Consider the following 16,509-nt stretch of genomic DNA (forward strand, 5'->3'; position numbering starts at 1 on the left):
GGAGAAGGGTTAAGAATAAAATAGCACTACTGACCCGCTATACTTCAGGTAACCAGCAAGATTGGCGACCACAATCATCACTCATTACTGGCTTAACGCCCGCTGTTGGCGATGAATCTGGCTGCGATCTTGCGGCAACTCGAATTATTTTGGGTATAATTAATAGACTAATAAATATTTCCCTGGTGTGCGCCAAATTGGCTTTCCGATCGCTAATAGTGATCAGAGTTTTTTATTTTCATATTTGATGTTATTTTTTGAAAATTCTAAGGATTTTGAACCGGGAAAGATAGTTAGACTTAGGTATAGGTTGATACTATACTTTCGTGCCGTCATGATCAGATTGCACTGTCGTACACGATTTTGGGAGAGTTAGATGTCTATATCATTCTCTAACGTTGACTTCATTAATAGCACAATACAAAACTATCTTAACCGAAAGTTAAAGAGCTATGGCGACCTGAAATACGCCTATTTGATCATGAATAAGAAAAAGCCGACGGATGTGGTCATTATTTCTAATTATCCATCGGAATGGGTTGAGATTTATCGAAGTAATAATTATCAACACATTGACCCGGTTATTCTGACGGCGATTAATAAAATCTCTCCCTTCTCCTGGGATGATGATCTGGTTATCAGCTCAAAATTAAAATTCTCCAGAATATTCAATCTCTCCAAAGAATACGACATTGTTAACGGTTATACCTTTGTGTTACATGATCCGGGCAATAATCTGGCTACATTGTCTTTCATGTTTGAAGAAAATCGCAGCGGAGAACTGGAAGAGATTGTTCAGAATAATAAAGAAAAACTGCAAATGCTGTTGATTTCCGCTCACGAAAAGCTCACCTCCCTTTACCGGGAGATGAGCAAAAACAAAAACAACAGCAAGTCGCAGGAACCTAATCTTTTCTCACAACGAGAAAATGAAATTCTCTACTGGGCAAGTATGGGAAAAACGTATCAGGAAATTGCACTTATTCTTGGTATTACCACCAGCACCGTTAAATTTCATATTGGCAATGTTGTCAAAAAGCTGGGTGTACTGAATGCTAAACACGCCATCCGGCTTGGGGTTGAAATGAACCTGATCAAGCCAGTGGAACCAGTAAAGGCAAGGTCTTAAGCTGCTCGGACTCGGCCTGTGTCATTTGGGTAATGCGCTCAATCAGCGCGTGTCGGCTGCCGTCATCTGTGGGTAGATGTAGCAAATAAATGCGCTCCTGTTTTTCCGAGAGCCCTTGCTGGATGATGGAAATGCGCCAGCCTGAACGTTTTAACAAGGTCAACATCGGGTGGCTGACAATCGTGAGGATACCGTCGTAATGGTATTTTCTGGCGTAATTAATCATAGCGAGGAATAACGTCAGACATGCCGGATTGCGGGTGCCAATTAAATTTCTTACCCGATCACGGTCAACAAAAAAACGGCTGGATTCAATATAGTTCCCTTCGGGGATCTTGAGGTTATCGAAATAAGAGTAAAACGTGCCGGTAATCATATTGGGGTATTTTATTTCTATAAACCGGACGCTACAAATCACCTTCCCCTCTTTGACGCCTAAAAGGTAGGTGGTGTGCTCATTATCATACTCGTCGAACTCCATCCCATTAATACAGTTGACGGCCCAGTCAAGACGGTCCTTAAATGTATCTTTGCGTAGTGTAAACACCTCATCCAGCTTGTTATTTGACATTAAGCTAAAACTCACATCAAATATTTCTAACATATTTCCCCCTGTCCTTAACTTCATGTCTTTTTTGCGCAGGAACTTACCTGGTGGGGAGATATTTTAACGTTTTTATTGCTTGATTTTCCAGCGTGATTATTTGAGGTCATTTAAGGAAAACTGATTTTAATTAGTTGACATATTATTTCCATATCCACGTTCATGGCGTACGCCAGAAGTGAGATAACTCCCGGTTAGCAGTGTGATAATACCCACAAATGAAATAATTATTATTTGGAATAATATGCAGGAGTATTTAACAACGCATGTACTTGCCTCTACAGAATGCGCTTGATGAATGGCGCAGAATAACGCCGTGAACTCGTCGTGAGAGAGGCTCGTACCCGGTGCCTGAGTCCCCATTCTGTATACCTGGCAGATTTTCTTTATTTCCCGACCGCTCAAAAAAACATCCGATCAGTTCTGGCAGTAATCGACTGAATACACGGTGGTTTCATATTTCTGACATAGGATTGTGATATGGATCGCACTTTTTGTGAAGTTGGGTATAGTTACCATAGTGATAATTGACTTGTCATTTACGAATACCCTTAACAACGAAGACGCAAAAAAGGAAACCATCATGAACATGAAAACTGTCTTTACTGCCATCGCATTGAGCACTCTGTCCGTCGGCGCTTTTGCTGCAACTGAAATCCAGTACCCACAAGGCCAGGAAGTCGGCAGCATCTCCGCCAGCGCCAACACGCTCGATGGTCTGCAGGCTAAACTTGCTGCCAAAGCGGATGCCGCTGGCGCTAAATCATTCCAGATCACGTCCGTTCAGGGTGACGACACGCTGCACGGCAACGCGGTTCTGTATAAATAATGTGATTGACGAGGTGGGAAGGGCTCGCTCTCCCCATCCTCACCTGTTGTGATAACCCCCTCCCCTCTTCTGTGTTTATTTTTTAGGTTTTTATTAACCGGGCTCTGCCCGGTTTTTTTATGGCTGATGGGGTGGGGTATAGGTTGTTTGACATACCCGTCGGCTGTTACAAGCGTTGTTTGCCAATAAATATCTGGCTCAAACACGTTATATATCAGTGGGGGATACTGTGGGGAAGATGAAGGACTCGGTAAGGATTGACATCGGCACCGCTCTGCACAAGCAGGAACCTCGATGGCGATTTCTATTGGTCTGCTTGGCAGGTTCGGCTAAGGCGGTAACTGTGAGTTCGGGTTTGTGCACCTGTGAACAGTTAACCAGGCTATTCCCATCGCGACAAACGGCGGTGTTTAGCGAGTTGGGATAAGGTTATCTACTAAATCTCGCAAAGACTGTGCTAACTGGTCAACGGTTTTCTCGCCTGTCGCTGCTTCTACCGTTAAGTTTTCCAGCGTATTGTCGGTATCACGAATGCGGATGCCGTTGCGGTAGAGAAACGTTATAGCTACAAAGAACGCCGTGCGTTTATTGCCATCATTAAAAATGTGCCCACGAGCAATAGCAACCCAGTAGGTAGAGGCGAGCTCAAAAATATCTGTAACGCCTTCGTCGTGCGTGCGGTTTTGTACCCGATAGATGAGTGCTTCGGCTCTATCCGGGTCGGGCATGCCAGCAACGCCGGGAAGTCGTTGTAAAATACGGGCATGGAAAGCGATAACTTCCTGTGCGCTGACCCATATCATCGGTTTGTCAGTGCCTCTACGGTATGCCCATGACGCTGCATAATCACATCAAACTCGGCATCGAGTTTAGCGTTTTGGTATGCCTCGAAGTCAGCCTTGCTGATAACCACCGCTGAACTGCCATCTCTACGAGTGATTTCAACCGGTTCACCTTGAGTAGCGGCATCCAATACTGCTGAGATATTGGCACGGGCTTGAGTTGAGGTGAATGTACGCATAATGTGTCTCCTGAAATGTACACTTAGATCGTACGTGTAATCTCATTTTGATTCAATCCCCAAAAAACAATATTAATTAGGTTGTTATGATCTCTTTCCTTTGCTCATTGTCGTAATAAAGCAGCGTTTTCGGTTCTTCTTTTCCTTACAAAACCATCCGGCATGAAAAATGTGGCGTTATAAAGAAGAGTAAACCGCTTGTGCCCTGAGGCAAGCGAAACGGAACACGGTGGAGTAAGTTTGCAGAAAAATTGAGGTTTCTGAGATCACCTTTATAACTATGTACACGGTAAATATGTGCTGTATTGGGATCGTTAGAGATTCTATGGCATCAAAAAGCCCGTTATTACACGGGCTTGGTAGTATGTATGAGATGTTGCCAGATTTGATGAGTTAGATTTGGACTTTACTCAATATTCTGAATCTGTTCCCGCATCTGCTCAATCAGCACTTTCAGTTCGATGGCGGAGGCGGTGACGTCGGCGTTGATGGATTTGGAACCCAGCGTGTTCGATTCGCGGTTGAATTCCTGCATCATAAAGTCCAGACGGCGGCCGACGGCTTCCTGCTTGTTGAGGATTTTGTAGGTTTCCCGCACGTGGGCTTCCAGCCGGTCGAGTTCTTCGGCCACGTCGATGCGTTGCGCCATCAGCACCAGCTCTTGTTCCAGCCGGTTGCCGTCGAGCTGCACCTGCGCTTCTTCCAGCTTGCTTTGCAGCTTTTCCCGTTGCCACTGCAGAATGTTCGGCATGTGGGCGCGGACTTTGGCGACTTCGGCGCTGACGCCGACCAGGCGCTGTTCAATCAACGCTTTAAGCGCGTTGCCTTCGCTTTCGCGGGCGAGGATAAAGTCGTCCAGCGCGGTTTCCAGCGCCTGCATTAGCTCTGTGCTGATGGCGTCCAGATCCTGCTCCTGTGCCGACATCACTCCCGGCCAGCGCAGCACGTCGAGTGGGTTGACCTCGCCTTCGTCGCTTTGCATTTTCACCCAATTCGCCGCCGCGACCAGTTGTTTGGCCAGTGGCTCATTGAGGATCAGTTGCCCCTGTGAGCGCGGGTCCAGATCAAAACGCAGGCCACACTCGATTTTGCCTCGGGTCAGACGGTTGCGGATGCGTTCGCGGATTACCGGCTCCAGGCTTCGGAATTGTTCGGGTAAACGGATGTAGGTTTCCAGATAACGCTGGTTTACGGAGCGCAGCTCCCAGGCGGCGCTGCCCCATTCACCCTTGATTTCTCGCCGGGCGTAAGCGGTCATGCTACGAATCATCGGTGCATACCTGTTAAGAAGTGATGAGGTAATTATAACGGGCGCTTTGCCAAAAGCGACAGCGGTAACGGGCTGACAAATCACGGCTTCCGGCCGGGCAGTGCCGTGGCCGGAAACGTAAGAAGGGAATCAGGCGGCGTCCAGCAGCGGCTGGCACTGGCTGGCGAGTTCACGGCACTTACTTTTCAGCACCTGTTTGAGTTGCAGGATCTCGCGGGATTGCGGGATATCGCGGCGGCTTATCAGCATCACTTCGAACGGCAGTGGCTGGCTGATGGGCACGATTTTGAGCTGGTCAGCGTAACGACGGGCGGTGAACAGGTCGACAATACCGGTGCCACCACCGGCCAGCACCATGTCGGCTATCACCGAATAGGTTTTGATGTATAGCGACGCGGCGGGTTTAAGGCGGCGATCATGCAGTGCGCGGTGTACCACCTGGCCCAGCGGGTCTTGCTGTTGCATCATCAACAGGTTGTTGTGGCACAGCCATTCCAGCGATACCGGCCCTTGTTGCGGGCTGTCTTTCGGCAGGATCGCCACCATCCGTGACTGGCACAGCGGTTCGGCCAGTAAATCCGGCGGCACCTGCTGGCCGAATACCAGTGCCAGGTCGAGCTGGTGCTGCTGGATGTTCTGGCACAGGGTGCTGAAGTGCTCGGTGACCAGTTCGATGTTCATGAGCGGCACCTGCTGCTGGAACTCGACCATCGCCGGGGCGACAATCATCTGGCCGAAGGCGTGAGCCGCACCCAGCCGCATGGTTTCACACTGGCCTTTGCGAATGTTCTCGGTCAGGCGGGAAATCGCCTGCAACTGGCTGTAAAGCTGTTCTATCTCCGGCATCAGCCGTTGCCCTTCCACCGTGGGGACCAGGCCTTGTGAACGCCGTTCGAACAGCGCGAATCCCAATTGCTGTTCGGCGTGATTCAGCACCCGGCTGACGTTGGGTTGGGAAACGTTGAGTAGCCGCGCTGCACCGCTGATGGTGCCGGCCTGAACGATCGCCTGAAAGACTTCGATGTGGCGTAAACGCATAACCTGAGTCCTGTATATGGTGTGTTCCCGACCGGCCCGATGGAGCACGATCCAACGTATAAACATGCAAAATTCACGCCAGATAATTGAAAAACGCGGTGCAACCGCCGCAGGCCGCGCCCGCTGGCTATTCGCCCCAGGTGGCTTCCAGCACGCGCAACCAGTTGCCGTAACAGATTTTCTCCAGAAGAGTGCGTGAGTAGCCCCGCCCGGCCAGTGCCTGCACCAAAATGGGGAAACCGGCCACGTCCTTCATGTCTCCGGGGATGGTGGTACCATCCAGATCGGAACCGAAGCCGACGCCATTTTCTCCCAGTTTTTCCAGCAGATACTCCACATGACGGACGATCTCCTGCACCGTGGCAGCCGGGTCTTTACGGCCGTCGGCACGCAGGAAGGAGGTACCAAAATTGACGCCGACAAACCCGTCGCGTTCGCGAATCGCCGCCAGTTGGCTGTCCGTCAGGTTGCGCGACTGGGCGCACAAGGCGTGGGCATTGGAGTGGCTGGCTACCAGTGGTGCATCGGAAACCGCTGCCGTTTGCCAGAAGCCTTTTTCATCCATGTGGGAGAGGTCCACCAGAATGCGTTTGGCGTTGCAGGCGCGTACCAGTCGCAGCCCGGCATCGGTCAGGCCGTCGCCGGTGTCCGGAGAGGAAGGAAAGCGAAAGGGGACCCCCTGACCGAAGATATTCGGCCTGCTCCACAACGGCCCCAGGCTGCGCAGCCCAGAGGCGTAGAGAATATCCAGCAGATCCAGGTCGGCATCCAGCATCTCGGCACCTTCAATGTGCATCACGGCGGCCACCACACCTTCTGCCATGCAGCGGCGGATATCCGCCACGCTGCGGCAGACTCGCAGTTGCCCGTTAGACGCCGCTTCAAGACGTAACAGGGTGGAGAGCATCCAGAAGCTGATGTCACGCGCTTGCGCCATCGACGGGGTCGTTAATGAAACGTTACCACCTGGTATGGATGTTGCATCACCGTTGGCAGAGGGAACGTAGGTGGCGAACAGGCCGCCAGCGAATCCACCCTGCCGGATCCGGGGCAGGTCAATGTGACCTTGCGACGGCCCGTTCAGAAAGGCATCGGTCGGATTATCGCGATGAAGCCGCCACAGACGTGATAACACGTCGTTGTGACCATCAAAGACAGGGAGTGCGGCGTGCTGTTCAAGCGGCTTGTCTGACACAGGCGAATCTGGCATGGATGAAGTACCGATACTGGATTGAAGGAAAATGATTTTCTGAGATGGAACCTGATGTGCACCTTCCTGGTGCAGGTCATTCAGGCGGAGAAATTTTGTTCGCCGCGTCACCATTTAAGCCAGCGCCCGTGATGTCTGTCAAGCCGCAAAAAGAAAAAATATCTTTTTTTATATTTTAAAATCAGACACTTGGGGGATTAATGGTTACCAGAAGACGTTTTCTTGCCGGTTGCGCTACCGTACCTTTCCTGTCCTGGCTTAATGTGAACACCGCGTTTGCCGATACGCCGCCCTCAATACTGGTGATGGCAATGCAGCTTGATAACATGACCAGTCTCGACCCGCAGGAAGGGTTCGAGGCAGTGGGAACGGAAATTATCGGCAATCTCTATCAGCGTTTGGTGATGCCGAACCCGGCCAATCCGCAAGAGGTGATTGGCGATCTGGCCGTCAGCTGGGAAGTGGCCAACGACAGTAAAACGTTCACTTTTCACCTCAACCCGAAAGCCCAATTCGCCGATGGCTCGCCGGTGACCGCCACCGATGCGGCCTTCTCGCTGCAACGTGCGGTGAAGCTGGATAAAAGCCCGGCGTTCATCATCAACCAGTTCGGCTTTACCAAAGACAATGTCGAGCAGCACATTACCGCACCAGATGACAGCACGCTGGTGATAAACCTCGACAAACCAGCGGCGGAAACCTTCCTGTTGTATTGCCTGTCAGCCCCGGTGGGCAGCATCGTGCAGAAAAAAGCCGCACTGGCGAATCAGCAAAACGACGATTTGGGCAACCAGTGGCTGAAGCAGAACAGCGCCGGTTCCGGCCCGTTCTCACTGGTGAGCTGGAAGGCCAGCGAAAGCATCATTTTGCAGAAGAACGATCACTTCCCGGCGAACAATGCCTTCAAACGTGTGCTGATTAAACACATTGTTGACCCGTCCGCCCAGTTGCTGATGCTGCAAAAAGGGGACGTGGATATCGCCCGCAACCTGACCACCGAGCAGATCCGTCCGCTGGTGAACGACAGCAACTACCATTTGGTGCGCCAGAGCATCGCCAGCGTGATGTTGCTGTCTTGCAATACCGCCAACGAGTTCCTGAAAAAGCCGCAGGTATGGCAGGCTATCAAGTGGGCGCTGGACTATGACAGCATCCAGAAAAACATTCTGCCGCTCACGCACAAAGTTCATCAGAGCTTCCTGCCGGGCGGCTTCCCGGCGGCGCTGGACGATAACCCGTTCCACCTGGATGTCGCTAAAGCCAAAGCGTTGCTGAAAGACGCCGGTTATCCCGATGGTTTTGACATTACCCTGGATCACTACTCCGCGCAGCCGTACCCGGATATCGCGCAGGCGATCCAGACCCAGTTGGGTGCTATCGGCATCCGCGTGAAACTGATCGCGGCGGAAAACCGTCAGGTGTTGACCAAAATGCGCGCCCGCCAGCAGCAACTGGCGCTGACCGCGTGGGGGGCCGACTATTTTGACCCGAACTCCAACGCCGAAGCGTTTTGCATCAACACCGACAACAGCGATGGGGCGCGCAACCGCACGCTGGCGTGGCGTTGCAACTGGTCGGATGAAAAATTCAATCAGTTGACCGAGCAGGCGCTGCATGAGCAGGACCCAGCCAAACGCATCGCGCTGTACGAAACCCTGCAACGTAACCACCGTGAGCAGAGCCCGTTCACACTGATGATGCAGGATGAAAAAACGCTGGCCTGTCGCAAGAATCTCAGCGACGTCACCATGACGGTCTTAAGCAAGGTGCCTTACCAGCAGGTGAAGAAAGCCTGATGCAGATACTGATTCGTTTTTGCAGTACGCTCGGCAGCCTGCTGTTGACCCTGTTGGGGCTTTCGGTACTGACCTTTTTCATCGGTCGGATTATGCCGACCGACCCGGTGCTGGCCGCCGTTGGGGACAACGCCCCGCAGGCGGTGGTGGAGCGTGTGCGTCAGGAAATGGGGCTGGATCAGCCCCTGTGGGTGCAATACGGTCACTACCTGAACCAACTGCTGCACGGCGATTTAGGTCGATCGGTCCTGACCTCTAACCCGGTCACCACCGATATTGCTCGCTATTTCCCTGCCACGCTGGAGCTGGCGACGGCGGCGATCATCGTCGCGGCGCTGGTCGGCATTCCGCTTGGGGTGTGGGCGGCAGTGCGCCAGGGGCGCTGGGTCGATCAGGTGATTCGCGTCATCTGTCTCGCGGGTCATTCACTGCCGGTGTTTGTGCTGGCGTTACTCAGCCTGCTGGTGTTCTATGCGGTGCTGGGCATTGCGCCGGGGCCGGGGCGGCAGGACATCCTCTTTCAGGACATGGTGCCGCATGTGACCGGGTTGCTGACGGTGGATTCGCTACTGGCGGGGGACTATGACGCACTGCGTGACGCGCTGGCGCACATGGTGCAGCCGGTGCTGATTCTGGCGTATTTCAGCATGGCGTATATCACCCGTATGACCCGCACCTTCATGCTTAATGCACTCAGCGGCGAGTTTGTGATCACCGCCCGCGCCAAAGGGTTATCGTCCCGTCGGGTGGTCTGGCGGCACGCGTTCCCCACGGTAGCGGTACAGTTGGTCACCGTACTGGCGTTGACCTACGCCGGGCTGCTCGAAGGCGCGGTGGTGACAGAAAACGTCTTCTCCTGGCCGGGGTTGGGCCAATACCTCACCACCGCGTTGCTCAACGCAGACATGAACCCCGTGGTGGGTGCCACGTTGCTGGTAGGCGCGGCCTATGTGCTGCTGAACCTGCTGGCTGACATTCTCTATCGACTTTTGGATCCCCGCGTAACATGAGTTTTTTGGTCTCACGAGCCTGGTTGCTCGACGAAGCGCCTGCCACACGCCGTCAGGCGGTGTGGGGGCAGCGTTACCGCCTGTGGCTGGGGTTTCGCACCAATCCGCTGGCGGTGATAGGGTTGATCATCATCGCGGTGGTGATGCTGCTGGCACTGGTGGCCCCCTGGCTGGCCCCTTACGACCCCGGTTTTCAGAATCTGTCTAACCGGCTGGCCGCGCCGTCTGCGGCGCACTGGTTCGGTACCGATGAGCTGGGGCGTGATGTGTTCAGCCGTATTGTCTACGGCGGGCGTACCACGTTGGGTATGGTGCTCGCGGTGGTGGCGCTAACCGCGCCCATCGGTCTGCTGGTTGGCTGTATCGCCGGTTATGCCGGTGGGTGGTTGGATAAAATCCTGATGCGGCTGACCGATATCTTTCTGGCCTTTCCTCGGCTGGTGCTGGCGCTGGCGTTTGTCGCGGCACTGAAACCGGGAGTGGAAAGCGCCATTCTGGCGATTGCGCTGACTGCCTGGCCGCCGTATGCCCGGCTGGCACGCGCGGAAACGCTGCAATTCCGTCATACCGATTTTATCGCCGCCAGCCGCCTGACCGGTGCCGCGCCGCTGCGCATCATTCTGCGCCACATTATGCCGTTGTGTGTACCGAGCCTGATTGTGCGGGTGACGTTGGACATGAGCTCCATCATCATCACCGCCGCCAGTCTGGGCTTTCTTGGTATGGGGGCACAGCCGCCGTCACCGGAGTGGGGCACGATGATCGCCACTGCGCGGCGTTTCCTGTTCAACGCCTGGTGGGTGCCGCTGGTGCCTTGCGTCGCCATTTTCCTGACCTCGCTGGCCTTCAACTTTTTGGGTGATGGCCTGCGTGATGTGCTGGACCCGAAGGAGCGCTAAATGCTGGTGGAAATTGAGAATCTCCGTATCGCGTTTGCCAATCGGACGGAAACGTTTGAGGCGGTACGTGGCGTTAGCTTCAGCGTTGGTAAGGAAAAATTCGCTATCGTCGGTGAAAGCGGTTCCGGTAAGTCGCTGACGGCCCGTAGCCTGATGCAACTGCTGCCCGGCAGCGCCCGTGTTCAGGCCGACAAACTGAGCTTTGACGGTATCGACCTGCGCGGTGCCAGTGAAAAAACGCTACGCCAGATTCGCGGTAAGCGGGTCGGTTTTATCCTGCAAGACCCGAAGTATTCGCTAAACCCGGTGATGACTATCGGCCAGCAGGTGGCGGAAGCCTGGCGCGAGCACAAGGGCGGCAGTCGCCGTGCGGCAATGGAGGCGGCTATCGACCTGTTGGATCAGGTGCGCATTCGCGACCCACAGCGGGTAGCAGGGCGTTATCCGCATGAGGTGTCGGGCGGTATGGGGCAACGGGTGATGATCGCCATGATGCTGGCACCGGACCCGGAATTACTGATTGCCGATGAACCGACCTCTGCGCTGGATGCTACCGTGCAGGCGGAGATCCTCTGCCTGATTAACGATCTGGTTTCGCAACGTGGCATGGGGCTTATCCTGATCAGTCACGATCTGCCGCTGGTGTCGCACTTTTGCGATCGCGTCGCGGTGATGTACGCCGGGCGGATCGTCGAACTGCTGCGGGCCAGCGAGCTGTTACAGGCGCAGCATCCCTATACGCAGGGGTTGCTGGCTTGCCTGCCGTCGTTGAAACACCCGCGCGCCCGGCTACCGGTGCTGCAACGCGACCCGGCCTGGAGGGACGCGTGATGGGGGAAAATGCATGATTAACGTAGAAAACCTGCGCATTGCCTTCGGTAACCTCGAGGTGGTGAAAGGGGTGTCCTTCGCACTGGAGAGTGGTGACAGTTTCGGTATGGTGGGCGAAAGCGGTTCCGGCAAATCCACCATTTTACGTGCGCTGGCCGGGCTCAATACCCACTGGCAAGGGCGCATCGAGTTTGGCGGCATGGCGCAATTAGCCCGACGGGATCGCAGCTTTTTTCGGCAGGTGCAGATGGTGTTTCAGGATCCCTACGGATCACTGCATCCACGCCAGACTATCGATCGTATTTTGCATGAGCCGCTGCTGGTGCACCGCTTCGATCGTGCTGAGCAGCGTATCACCCGGGCGCTGGATGAAGTCGGCCTGCCTGCCGCGGCGCGTTTTCGTTTTCCCCATCAGCTTTCCGGCGGCCAGCGCCAGCGGGTGGCGATTGCCCGCGCACTGATCGCCGAGCCGGAAGTGCTGCTGCTGGATGAACCGACCTCGGCGCTGGATGTCTCGGTGCAGGCGGAAATCCTCAACCTGCTGACAGACCTGCGTCAGGCGCGCAGGCTGACCTATATCATGGTCAGCCACAATCTGGCGGTGGTGTCGCATCTGTGCCAGCGCGTCGGTGTGATGCAGCATGGCGAAATGGTGGAACAGCTCAGTGTGGAAGACTTGCGGGCGCGTAACCTGTATCACCCCCACACGGCGGAACTGTACGATTTAAGCATGACGCTGGAGGAACCGGCATGACATTACACTGGCAGCGCGCCATTGATGAAGCGCGGGCGATTACGCAATCCTGGCATCAACCCGGTGAGCCGGGCGGTGCTATCACGTTATTCGATGGCGAACAGATCCGGGCTGCCTGTTGCGGTGGGCTGGCGGATTTGGCGCAGAACACCCCGTTTACCACCCAGAGCGTGGTACGTTTCGCCTCAGTCACCAAGCACCTGTTTGCTTCACTGGTGACGGGAGCGGCCAGTCAGACACTGGCGCTGACGGACAGTCTTGAGAGGCATCTGCCGCAACTGACTGGCGAAAACGGTCAGGTGACGGTCGGGCAGGCGCTGGATATGACATCCGGCCTGCCGGATGTGCGCGAAAGCCTGTCGCTGCTGGGGTTATCGGTGTACAACGCCACCTCGGCTGACAGCTTGCTGGCGTTTCTGGCGGAGAACGGCGAGCTGAATTACCCGGCGGGCAGCGAGATCTCCTATACCAACACCGGCTACCGGCTGGTGGAAGAAGCGTTGAAAGCCAAGGGCATTTATTTTGCCGACCTGCTGCGCCAGCACATTAGTCAGCCGCTGGGGATTGCTCTCAGCGCGCCGGAAACCTGGTTTGATATCGTGCCGGGGTTGGTGCCGGGCTACTGGCGAGCGCCGCAGGGCTGGCAGTTATCCTGCGCCGGGCTGCATCTGTCTACCTCGGGTTGTGTCACCGGCAGCGTGCACGACCTGACCGTCTGGCTGCAAGCGTTGCTAATGAATCAGGGGCCGGGTGAGGGCGTGCTGGCACGGTTGTCCCTGCCGCGCTACCTGCGTGATGGCCGCGTGACTGGCTACGGGCTCGGTGTGGCGCACAGCCGCATTGGGTCGGCACAACTGGTAGGGCACGGCGGCTCTCACGCCGGTTACAAGAGTTACTTCCTGCTCGACCCGGTATCACAGGCGGGGGTAGCGCTGGTCGCTAACCGCGAAGATGTCGCCACCTACGACAGTGTGCTGCGGGTGATGTCGGCGCTGCTGGGCCAGCCACTGCCCACGCGCGGCCACGACCTGACGCCGGGGCTGTATGTTGCAGAGCAGGGCGGGCACTGGCTCGACGTACAAGGCCCGGGTGCCTGCTGGCTGGGGGCGACGGAAACGCTGTACCGTGGCGAAGAGCCCGGCGTGGCGGTGTCATTATCCAGCCATCTGCCGATGAGATTACGGCAGGATGGCATGGCGATAGCCGGAGAAATCGGCCACGCACCGTGTCGTTTCTGGCCGGTGGAAGCCGACGATAGCGTGGCGCGGCTGCAAGGCCGATGGTACTGGCCGGATACCCGCAGCGAACTGGTGATCGACGGTGATCGTATCGTGATGGGGCTCGGCCCGGCGGAGATAGCCGGTTCTCTGCAATCGCTTGGCAACGGCCGTGCACTGGCGACTGTGCAAGACGGGCCGTGGGAAAAACGGTTCTCGTTGTTGATACAAGACGGCTACCTGACGCTGTTACTGAATCGCAGCCGGGTGGTGCGGTATCAGCGTGGGTGATCGTCGTCACGCCACCCATCGTTATCATTAGCGGAATCGCTAACTCATAAATAATTTTAAAGTTTCCAGTGTTCTGGCCGTTAACCTCTTCAGTGTTTTATTGCTGATGACGTAGAGCCTATCCCAGTAGGCGTTATTGGCGTAGCCAGTTTGGACACGGACAGCGCGGAGAACCCGCAGCGTACACGGAGTACGTGAGGCGTTCGAGCACTGCCCAGGGCCCAAATGGCAAGTGAAATAGCCCTAATGGGATAGGCTCTTAAAGGGACTTTGCGTGAGCTGAGGTGTTCTTCACGGAAGACAAGGGCTGCAAAGTGACCGGGAGAGGATTTACAGCATCTGCTGTAGACCGGACAGAGCAGGCGTGAGTGCCGCTCTGTGACAGAAATAATGTCAACACATGGAAACTATTAATATGTTAAGCAAAAAAAATATCCTGGGTGCCGCAATGACGGCGGTAATGATGTCTGCGGCTGGGGCTGCGTATGCTGGGCCAGCAGTAACTATTACGTTTAAGAATTTGGGCAATGAAACTGCAACTTACAAGCCGATCACCAACAACGAGATCAGCACCAATGCTATTGCCAGCCCAAAACCAGCTCTTCAGGTTGAAGCACTAGCTACCAGTTCTTATCGTGTACAAAATCTTATTAGCCCTGATGCTAATGCCGCTGTTGCGCGTTACACCATCGGTGGAAAGACCTGCGTATTTAGCACCACCTTTATCAACACCATCGTGCCGGGCAGTGCGTTAACCGGCAAAATTCTGAAGTCACCGAAGTGGACCAAAAATGCCGAGGCGAGTGGTGGGGCGGTGTGTAACGCTACCATTACTTCTCAGAATTTCTCCACTTATGCGTGGAGCGTCGAATTCACGATGAAGTAATCCCCAACTGGCGTTGCCTTTCTCCCCTGATGCGTGTAGCGGAGAGGGGCAACCCTATCCTGCCGATAATACCAAGCCAGGGGAGCCTGATGAAACGACACCTTGCGTTATTAACCGGAGCAGATTATGGCCAATATTAACACCCTGAATTCTTCCTCTGCCTATAGTGAAGCGTCGTCGCTAACGCGTTCATCAACAGCGGCACAGCCTGTGACAACCAGCACCGTGACTGACGCCGCGCAGGCAACCGGTAGCGGTGGTGTGCAACTCTCCGGCATGGCGCGATTACTGAGTGAGGCGGCGACACGTGCTGCGGCTCGCGATGCCAGCACGGACCGTAGTGGGCTAAAGGCGATAGCCGATGCGACTATCGAAAAACTGCTGGGGCCCAGTTATAACCAGAACAAGGCCGCCTACGATGCCGAAGTGCCGGACTCAACGGACCCGCAGCGACTGGCGCAGGCTACACAGGCGACTGATTTTTTGAACGGTAAAGGGACGAACCCGTTCAAGGGGATGTCACGCGATCAACTGGCGCTGATCACCTACGACGATAGCGGCGCATTTACCGTCAATGAGCGTCGAGCGGCCTGGAAAGAAGCGTATGATCAGGAAGAAACCTGGAAGCGAGCAGTGATTGCTAAAATGAATGAAGAAGACGCGCGCAAAGGCCGGGTATCGTCCAGCACCTATCAGTCGATTCTGGATCACTACCAGTCGCTGCCAGCGATAGAAGAAGCGCAGTTGCCGGATGGTTACGCGTCGCAGCTGATGACACTGATCCAGCAAGGCGGCAGTGATGATGCCCTGACCCGCCAGCAGGAGGCGCTGCGCCCGTTGCTGAATGCCCTGACACTGCGTGCCGGGCAGGCGCAGGCAGTCCAGTCCTGACAGGTGATAAGCACAACGATGGCGAACATCAATACCCTGAATTCTTCCTCTGCCTATAGTGAGGCAGCGTCGCTGACGCGTTCATCAACAGCGGCACAGCCTGCTACCACCAGCACCGTGACCGACACCGCGCAGGCAACCGATAGCGGTGGTGTGCAACTCTCCGGCATGGCGCGGTTACTGAGTGAGGCGGCGACACGTGCTGTGGCTCGCGATGCCAGCACGGACCGGCGCGGGCTGGCCGCTATAGCTAGTTCTGTTGCTGAAGAATTGTTTGGCCCCGGTTATAACCAAAACAAGGCGGCGTATGATGCCGAAGTGCCGGACTCAACAGACCCGCAGCGGCTGGCACAAGCCACACAGGCGACTGATTTTTTGAACGGTAAAGGGACGAACCCGTTCAAGGGGATGTCACGCGACCAACTGGCGCTGATCACCTACGACGACAGCGGCGCATTTACCGTCAATGAGCGTCGAGCGGCCTGGAAAGAAGCGTATGATCAGGAAGAGGCCTGGAGTGAAGCAATGGTTGCAAAAATGAATGAGGAAGACGCACGTAAAGGCCGGGTATCGTCCAGCACCTATCAGTCGATTCTGGATCACTACCAGTCGCTGCCAGCGATAGAAGAAGCGCAGTTGCCGGATGGTTACGGATCGCAACTGATGACGCAGATCCAGCAAGGCGGCAGTGATGATGCCCTGACCCGCCAGCAGGAGGCGCTGCGCCCGTTGCTGAATGCCCTGACGCTGCGGGCAGAGCAGGCGCAGGCGACATCCTGATGATAAGGGCTGAGGATAGCGCTGAATGCGTCGTCTATCTAATGGATATAGTG

The 16,509-nt window shown here is 55.1% G+C and carries 17 protein-coding genes; 11 read left to right on the plus strand and 6 right to left on the minus strand.

Translation table 11 applies throughout. From position 1 onward, the window contains the following. Positions 1 to 376: 376 nt before the first annotated feature. Entirely contained in the window at positions 377 to 1,129 is a 753-nt protein-coding gene (locus LF929_RS00580; protein WP_038902957.1) for a LuxR family transcriptional regulator, read from the plus strand. Here LF929_RS00580 and LF929_RS00585 read toward each other — a convergent pair. Continuing rightward, on the minus strand, positions 1,095 to 1,733 hold the full coding sequence (locus LF929_RS00585) for an acyl-homoserine-lactone synthase (RefSeq protein WP_226093360.1): 639 nt from the start codon (positions 1,731 to 1,733) through the stop codon (positions 1,095 to 1,097). The genes LF929_RS00580 and LF929_RS00585 overlap by 35 nt on opposite strands. Before the next feature lie 583 nt (positions 1,734 to 2,316). Here LF929_RS00585 and LF929_RS00590 point away from each other — a divergent pair. Continuing rightward, positions 2,317 to 2,562 carry a YdgH/BhsA/McbA-like domain containing protein gene (locus LF929_RS00590; protein ID WP_038906679.1) on the plus strand — a complete coding sequence of 82 codons (246 nt, stop codon included), beginning with the start codon at positions 2,317 to 2,319 and terminating at the stop codon, positions 2,560 to 2,562. 410 nt (positions 2,563 to 2,972) lie between these two features. On the opposite strand, the gene LF929_RS00595 is transcribed toward LF929_RS00590, so the two are convergent. The 5 genes from LF929_RS00595 to LF929_RS00615 form a co-directional block, all read right to left on the minus strand. Then, the gene (locus LF929_RS00595) at positions 2,973 to 3,365 is read right to left on the minus strand and encodes a type II toxin-antitoxin system death-on-curing family toxin (RefSeq protein ID WP_210175096.1); all 393 of its coding nucleotides are present in this window, start codon (positions 3,363 to 3,365) and stop codon (positions 2,973 to 2,975) included. Next, the gene (locus LF929_RS00600) at positions 3,362 to 3,583 is read right to left on the minus strand and encodes a type II toxin-antitoxin system Phd/YefM family antitoxin (RefSeq protein WP_016941532.1); all 222 of its coding nucleotides are present in this window, start codon (positions 3,581 to 3,583) and stop codon (positions 3,362 to 3,364) included. The genes LF929_RS00595 and LF929_RS00600 overlap by 4 nt, the downstream gene beginning before the upstream one ends. Before the next feature lie 406 nt (positions 3,584 to 3,989). Continuing rightward, a complete protein-coding gene (locus LF929_RS00605) occupies positions 3,990 to 4,853 on the minus strand; it encodes a YicC/YloC family endoribonuclease (protein WP_210175097.1) in 864 nt (287 codons plus the stop codon). A gap of 129 nt (positions 4,854 to 4,982) precedes the next feature. After that, a complete protein-coding gene (locus LF929_RS00610) occupies positions 4,983 to 5,891 on the minus strand; it encodes a LysR family transcriptional regulator (RefSeq protein WP_012882866.1) in 909 nt (302 codons plus the stop codon). A 127-nt stretch (positions 5,892 to 6,018) separates the two neighbouring features. Next, entirely contained in the window at positions 6,019 to 7,101 is a 1,083-nt protein-coding gene (locus LF929_RS00615) for a dipeptidase (RefSeq protein ID WP_226093359.1), read from the minus strand. Between the two features lie 200 nt (positions 7,102 to 7,301). Between LF929_RS00615 and LF929_RS00620 the strand changes: the two genes are divergently transcribed. The 9 genes from LF929_RS00620 (at position 7,302) to LF929_RS00660 (ending at position 16,456) form a co-directional block, all read left to right on the plus strand. Beyond that, on the plus strand, positions 7,302 to 8,897 hold the full coding sequence (locus LF929_RS00620) for an ABC transporter substrate-binding protein (RefSeq protein ID WP_168364642.1): 1,596 nt from the start codon (positions 7,302 to 7,304) through the stop codon (positions 8,895 to 8,897). Then, positions 8,897 to 9,907 carry an ABC transporter permease gene (locus LF929_RS00625; RefSeq protein ID WP_016943495.1) on the plus strand — a complete coding sequence of 337 codons (1,011 nt, stop codon included), beginning with the start codon at positions 8,897 to 8,899 and terminating at the stop codon, positions 9,905 to 9,907. Before LF929_RS00620 ends, LF929_RS00625 begins: the two co-directional genes overlap by 1 nt. Continuing rightward, a complete protein-coding gene (gene nikC, locus LF929_RS00630) occupies positions 9,904 to 10,806 on the plus strand; it encodes a nickel transporter permease (protein WP_226093358.1) in 903 nt (300 codons plus the stop codon). Before LF929_RS00625 ends, nikC begins: the two co-directional genes overlap by 4 nt. Beyond that, on the plus strand, positions 10,807 to 11,637 hold the full coding sequence (locus tag LF929_RS00635) for an ABC transporter ATP-binding protein (RefSeq protein WP_016943493.1): 831 nt from the start codon (positions 10,807 to 10,809) through the stop codon (positions 11,635 to 11,637). 13 nt (positions 11,638 to 11,650) lie between these two features. Beyond that, positions 11,651 to 12,391 carry an ABC transporter ATP-binding protein gene (locus LF929_RS00640; RefSeq protein ID WP_029456594.1) on the plus strand — a complete coding sequence of 247 codons (741 nt, stop codon included), beginning with the start codon at positions 11,651 to 11,653 and terminating at the stop codon, positions 12,389 to 12,391. Beyond that, positions 12,388 to 13,899, plus strand: coding sequence for a serine hydrolase (locus tag LF929_RS00645; RefSeq protein WP_226093357.1), 1,512 nt, complete (start codon positions 12,388 to 12,390; stop codon positions 13,897 to 13,899). Before LF929_RS00640 ends, LF929_RS00645 begins: the two co-directional genes overlap by 4 nt. Positions 13,900 to 14,314: 415 nt before the next feature. Further along, entirely contained in the window at positions 14,315 to 14,785 is a 471-nt protein-coding gene (locus LF929_RS00650) for a hypothetical protein (protein WP_038909426.1), read from the plus strand. A gap of 126 nt (positions 14,786 to 14,911) precedes the next feature. Beyond that, positions 14,912 to 15,676: a hypothetical protein gene (locus LF929_RS00655; RefSeq protein ID WP_368678957.1), complete on the plus strand. Its 765-nt coding sequence runs from the start codon at positions 14,912 to 14,914 to the stop codon at positions 15,674 to 15,676. Positions 15,677 to 15,694: 18 nt separating this feature from the next. Further along, entirely contained in the window at positions 15,695 to 16,456 is a 762-nt protein-coding gene (locus LF929_RS00660; protein ID WP_226093355.1) for a hypothetical protein, read from the plus strand. The last annotated feature ends 53 nt before the right edge of the window (positions 16,457 to 16,509 follow it).

The sequence above is a fragment of the Dickeya oryzae genome (genome assembly GCF_020406815.2).
Classification (GTDB): domain Bacteria; phylum Pseudomonadota; class Gammaproteobacteria; order Enterobacterales; family Enterobacteriaceae; genus Dickeya; species Dickeya oryzae.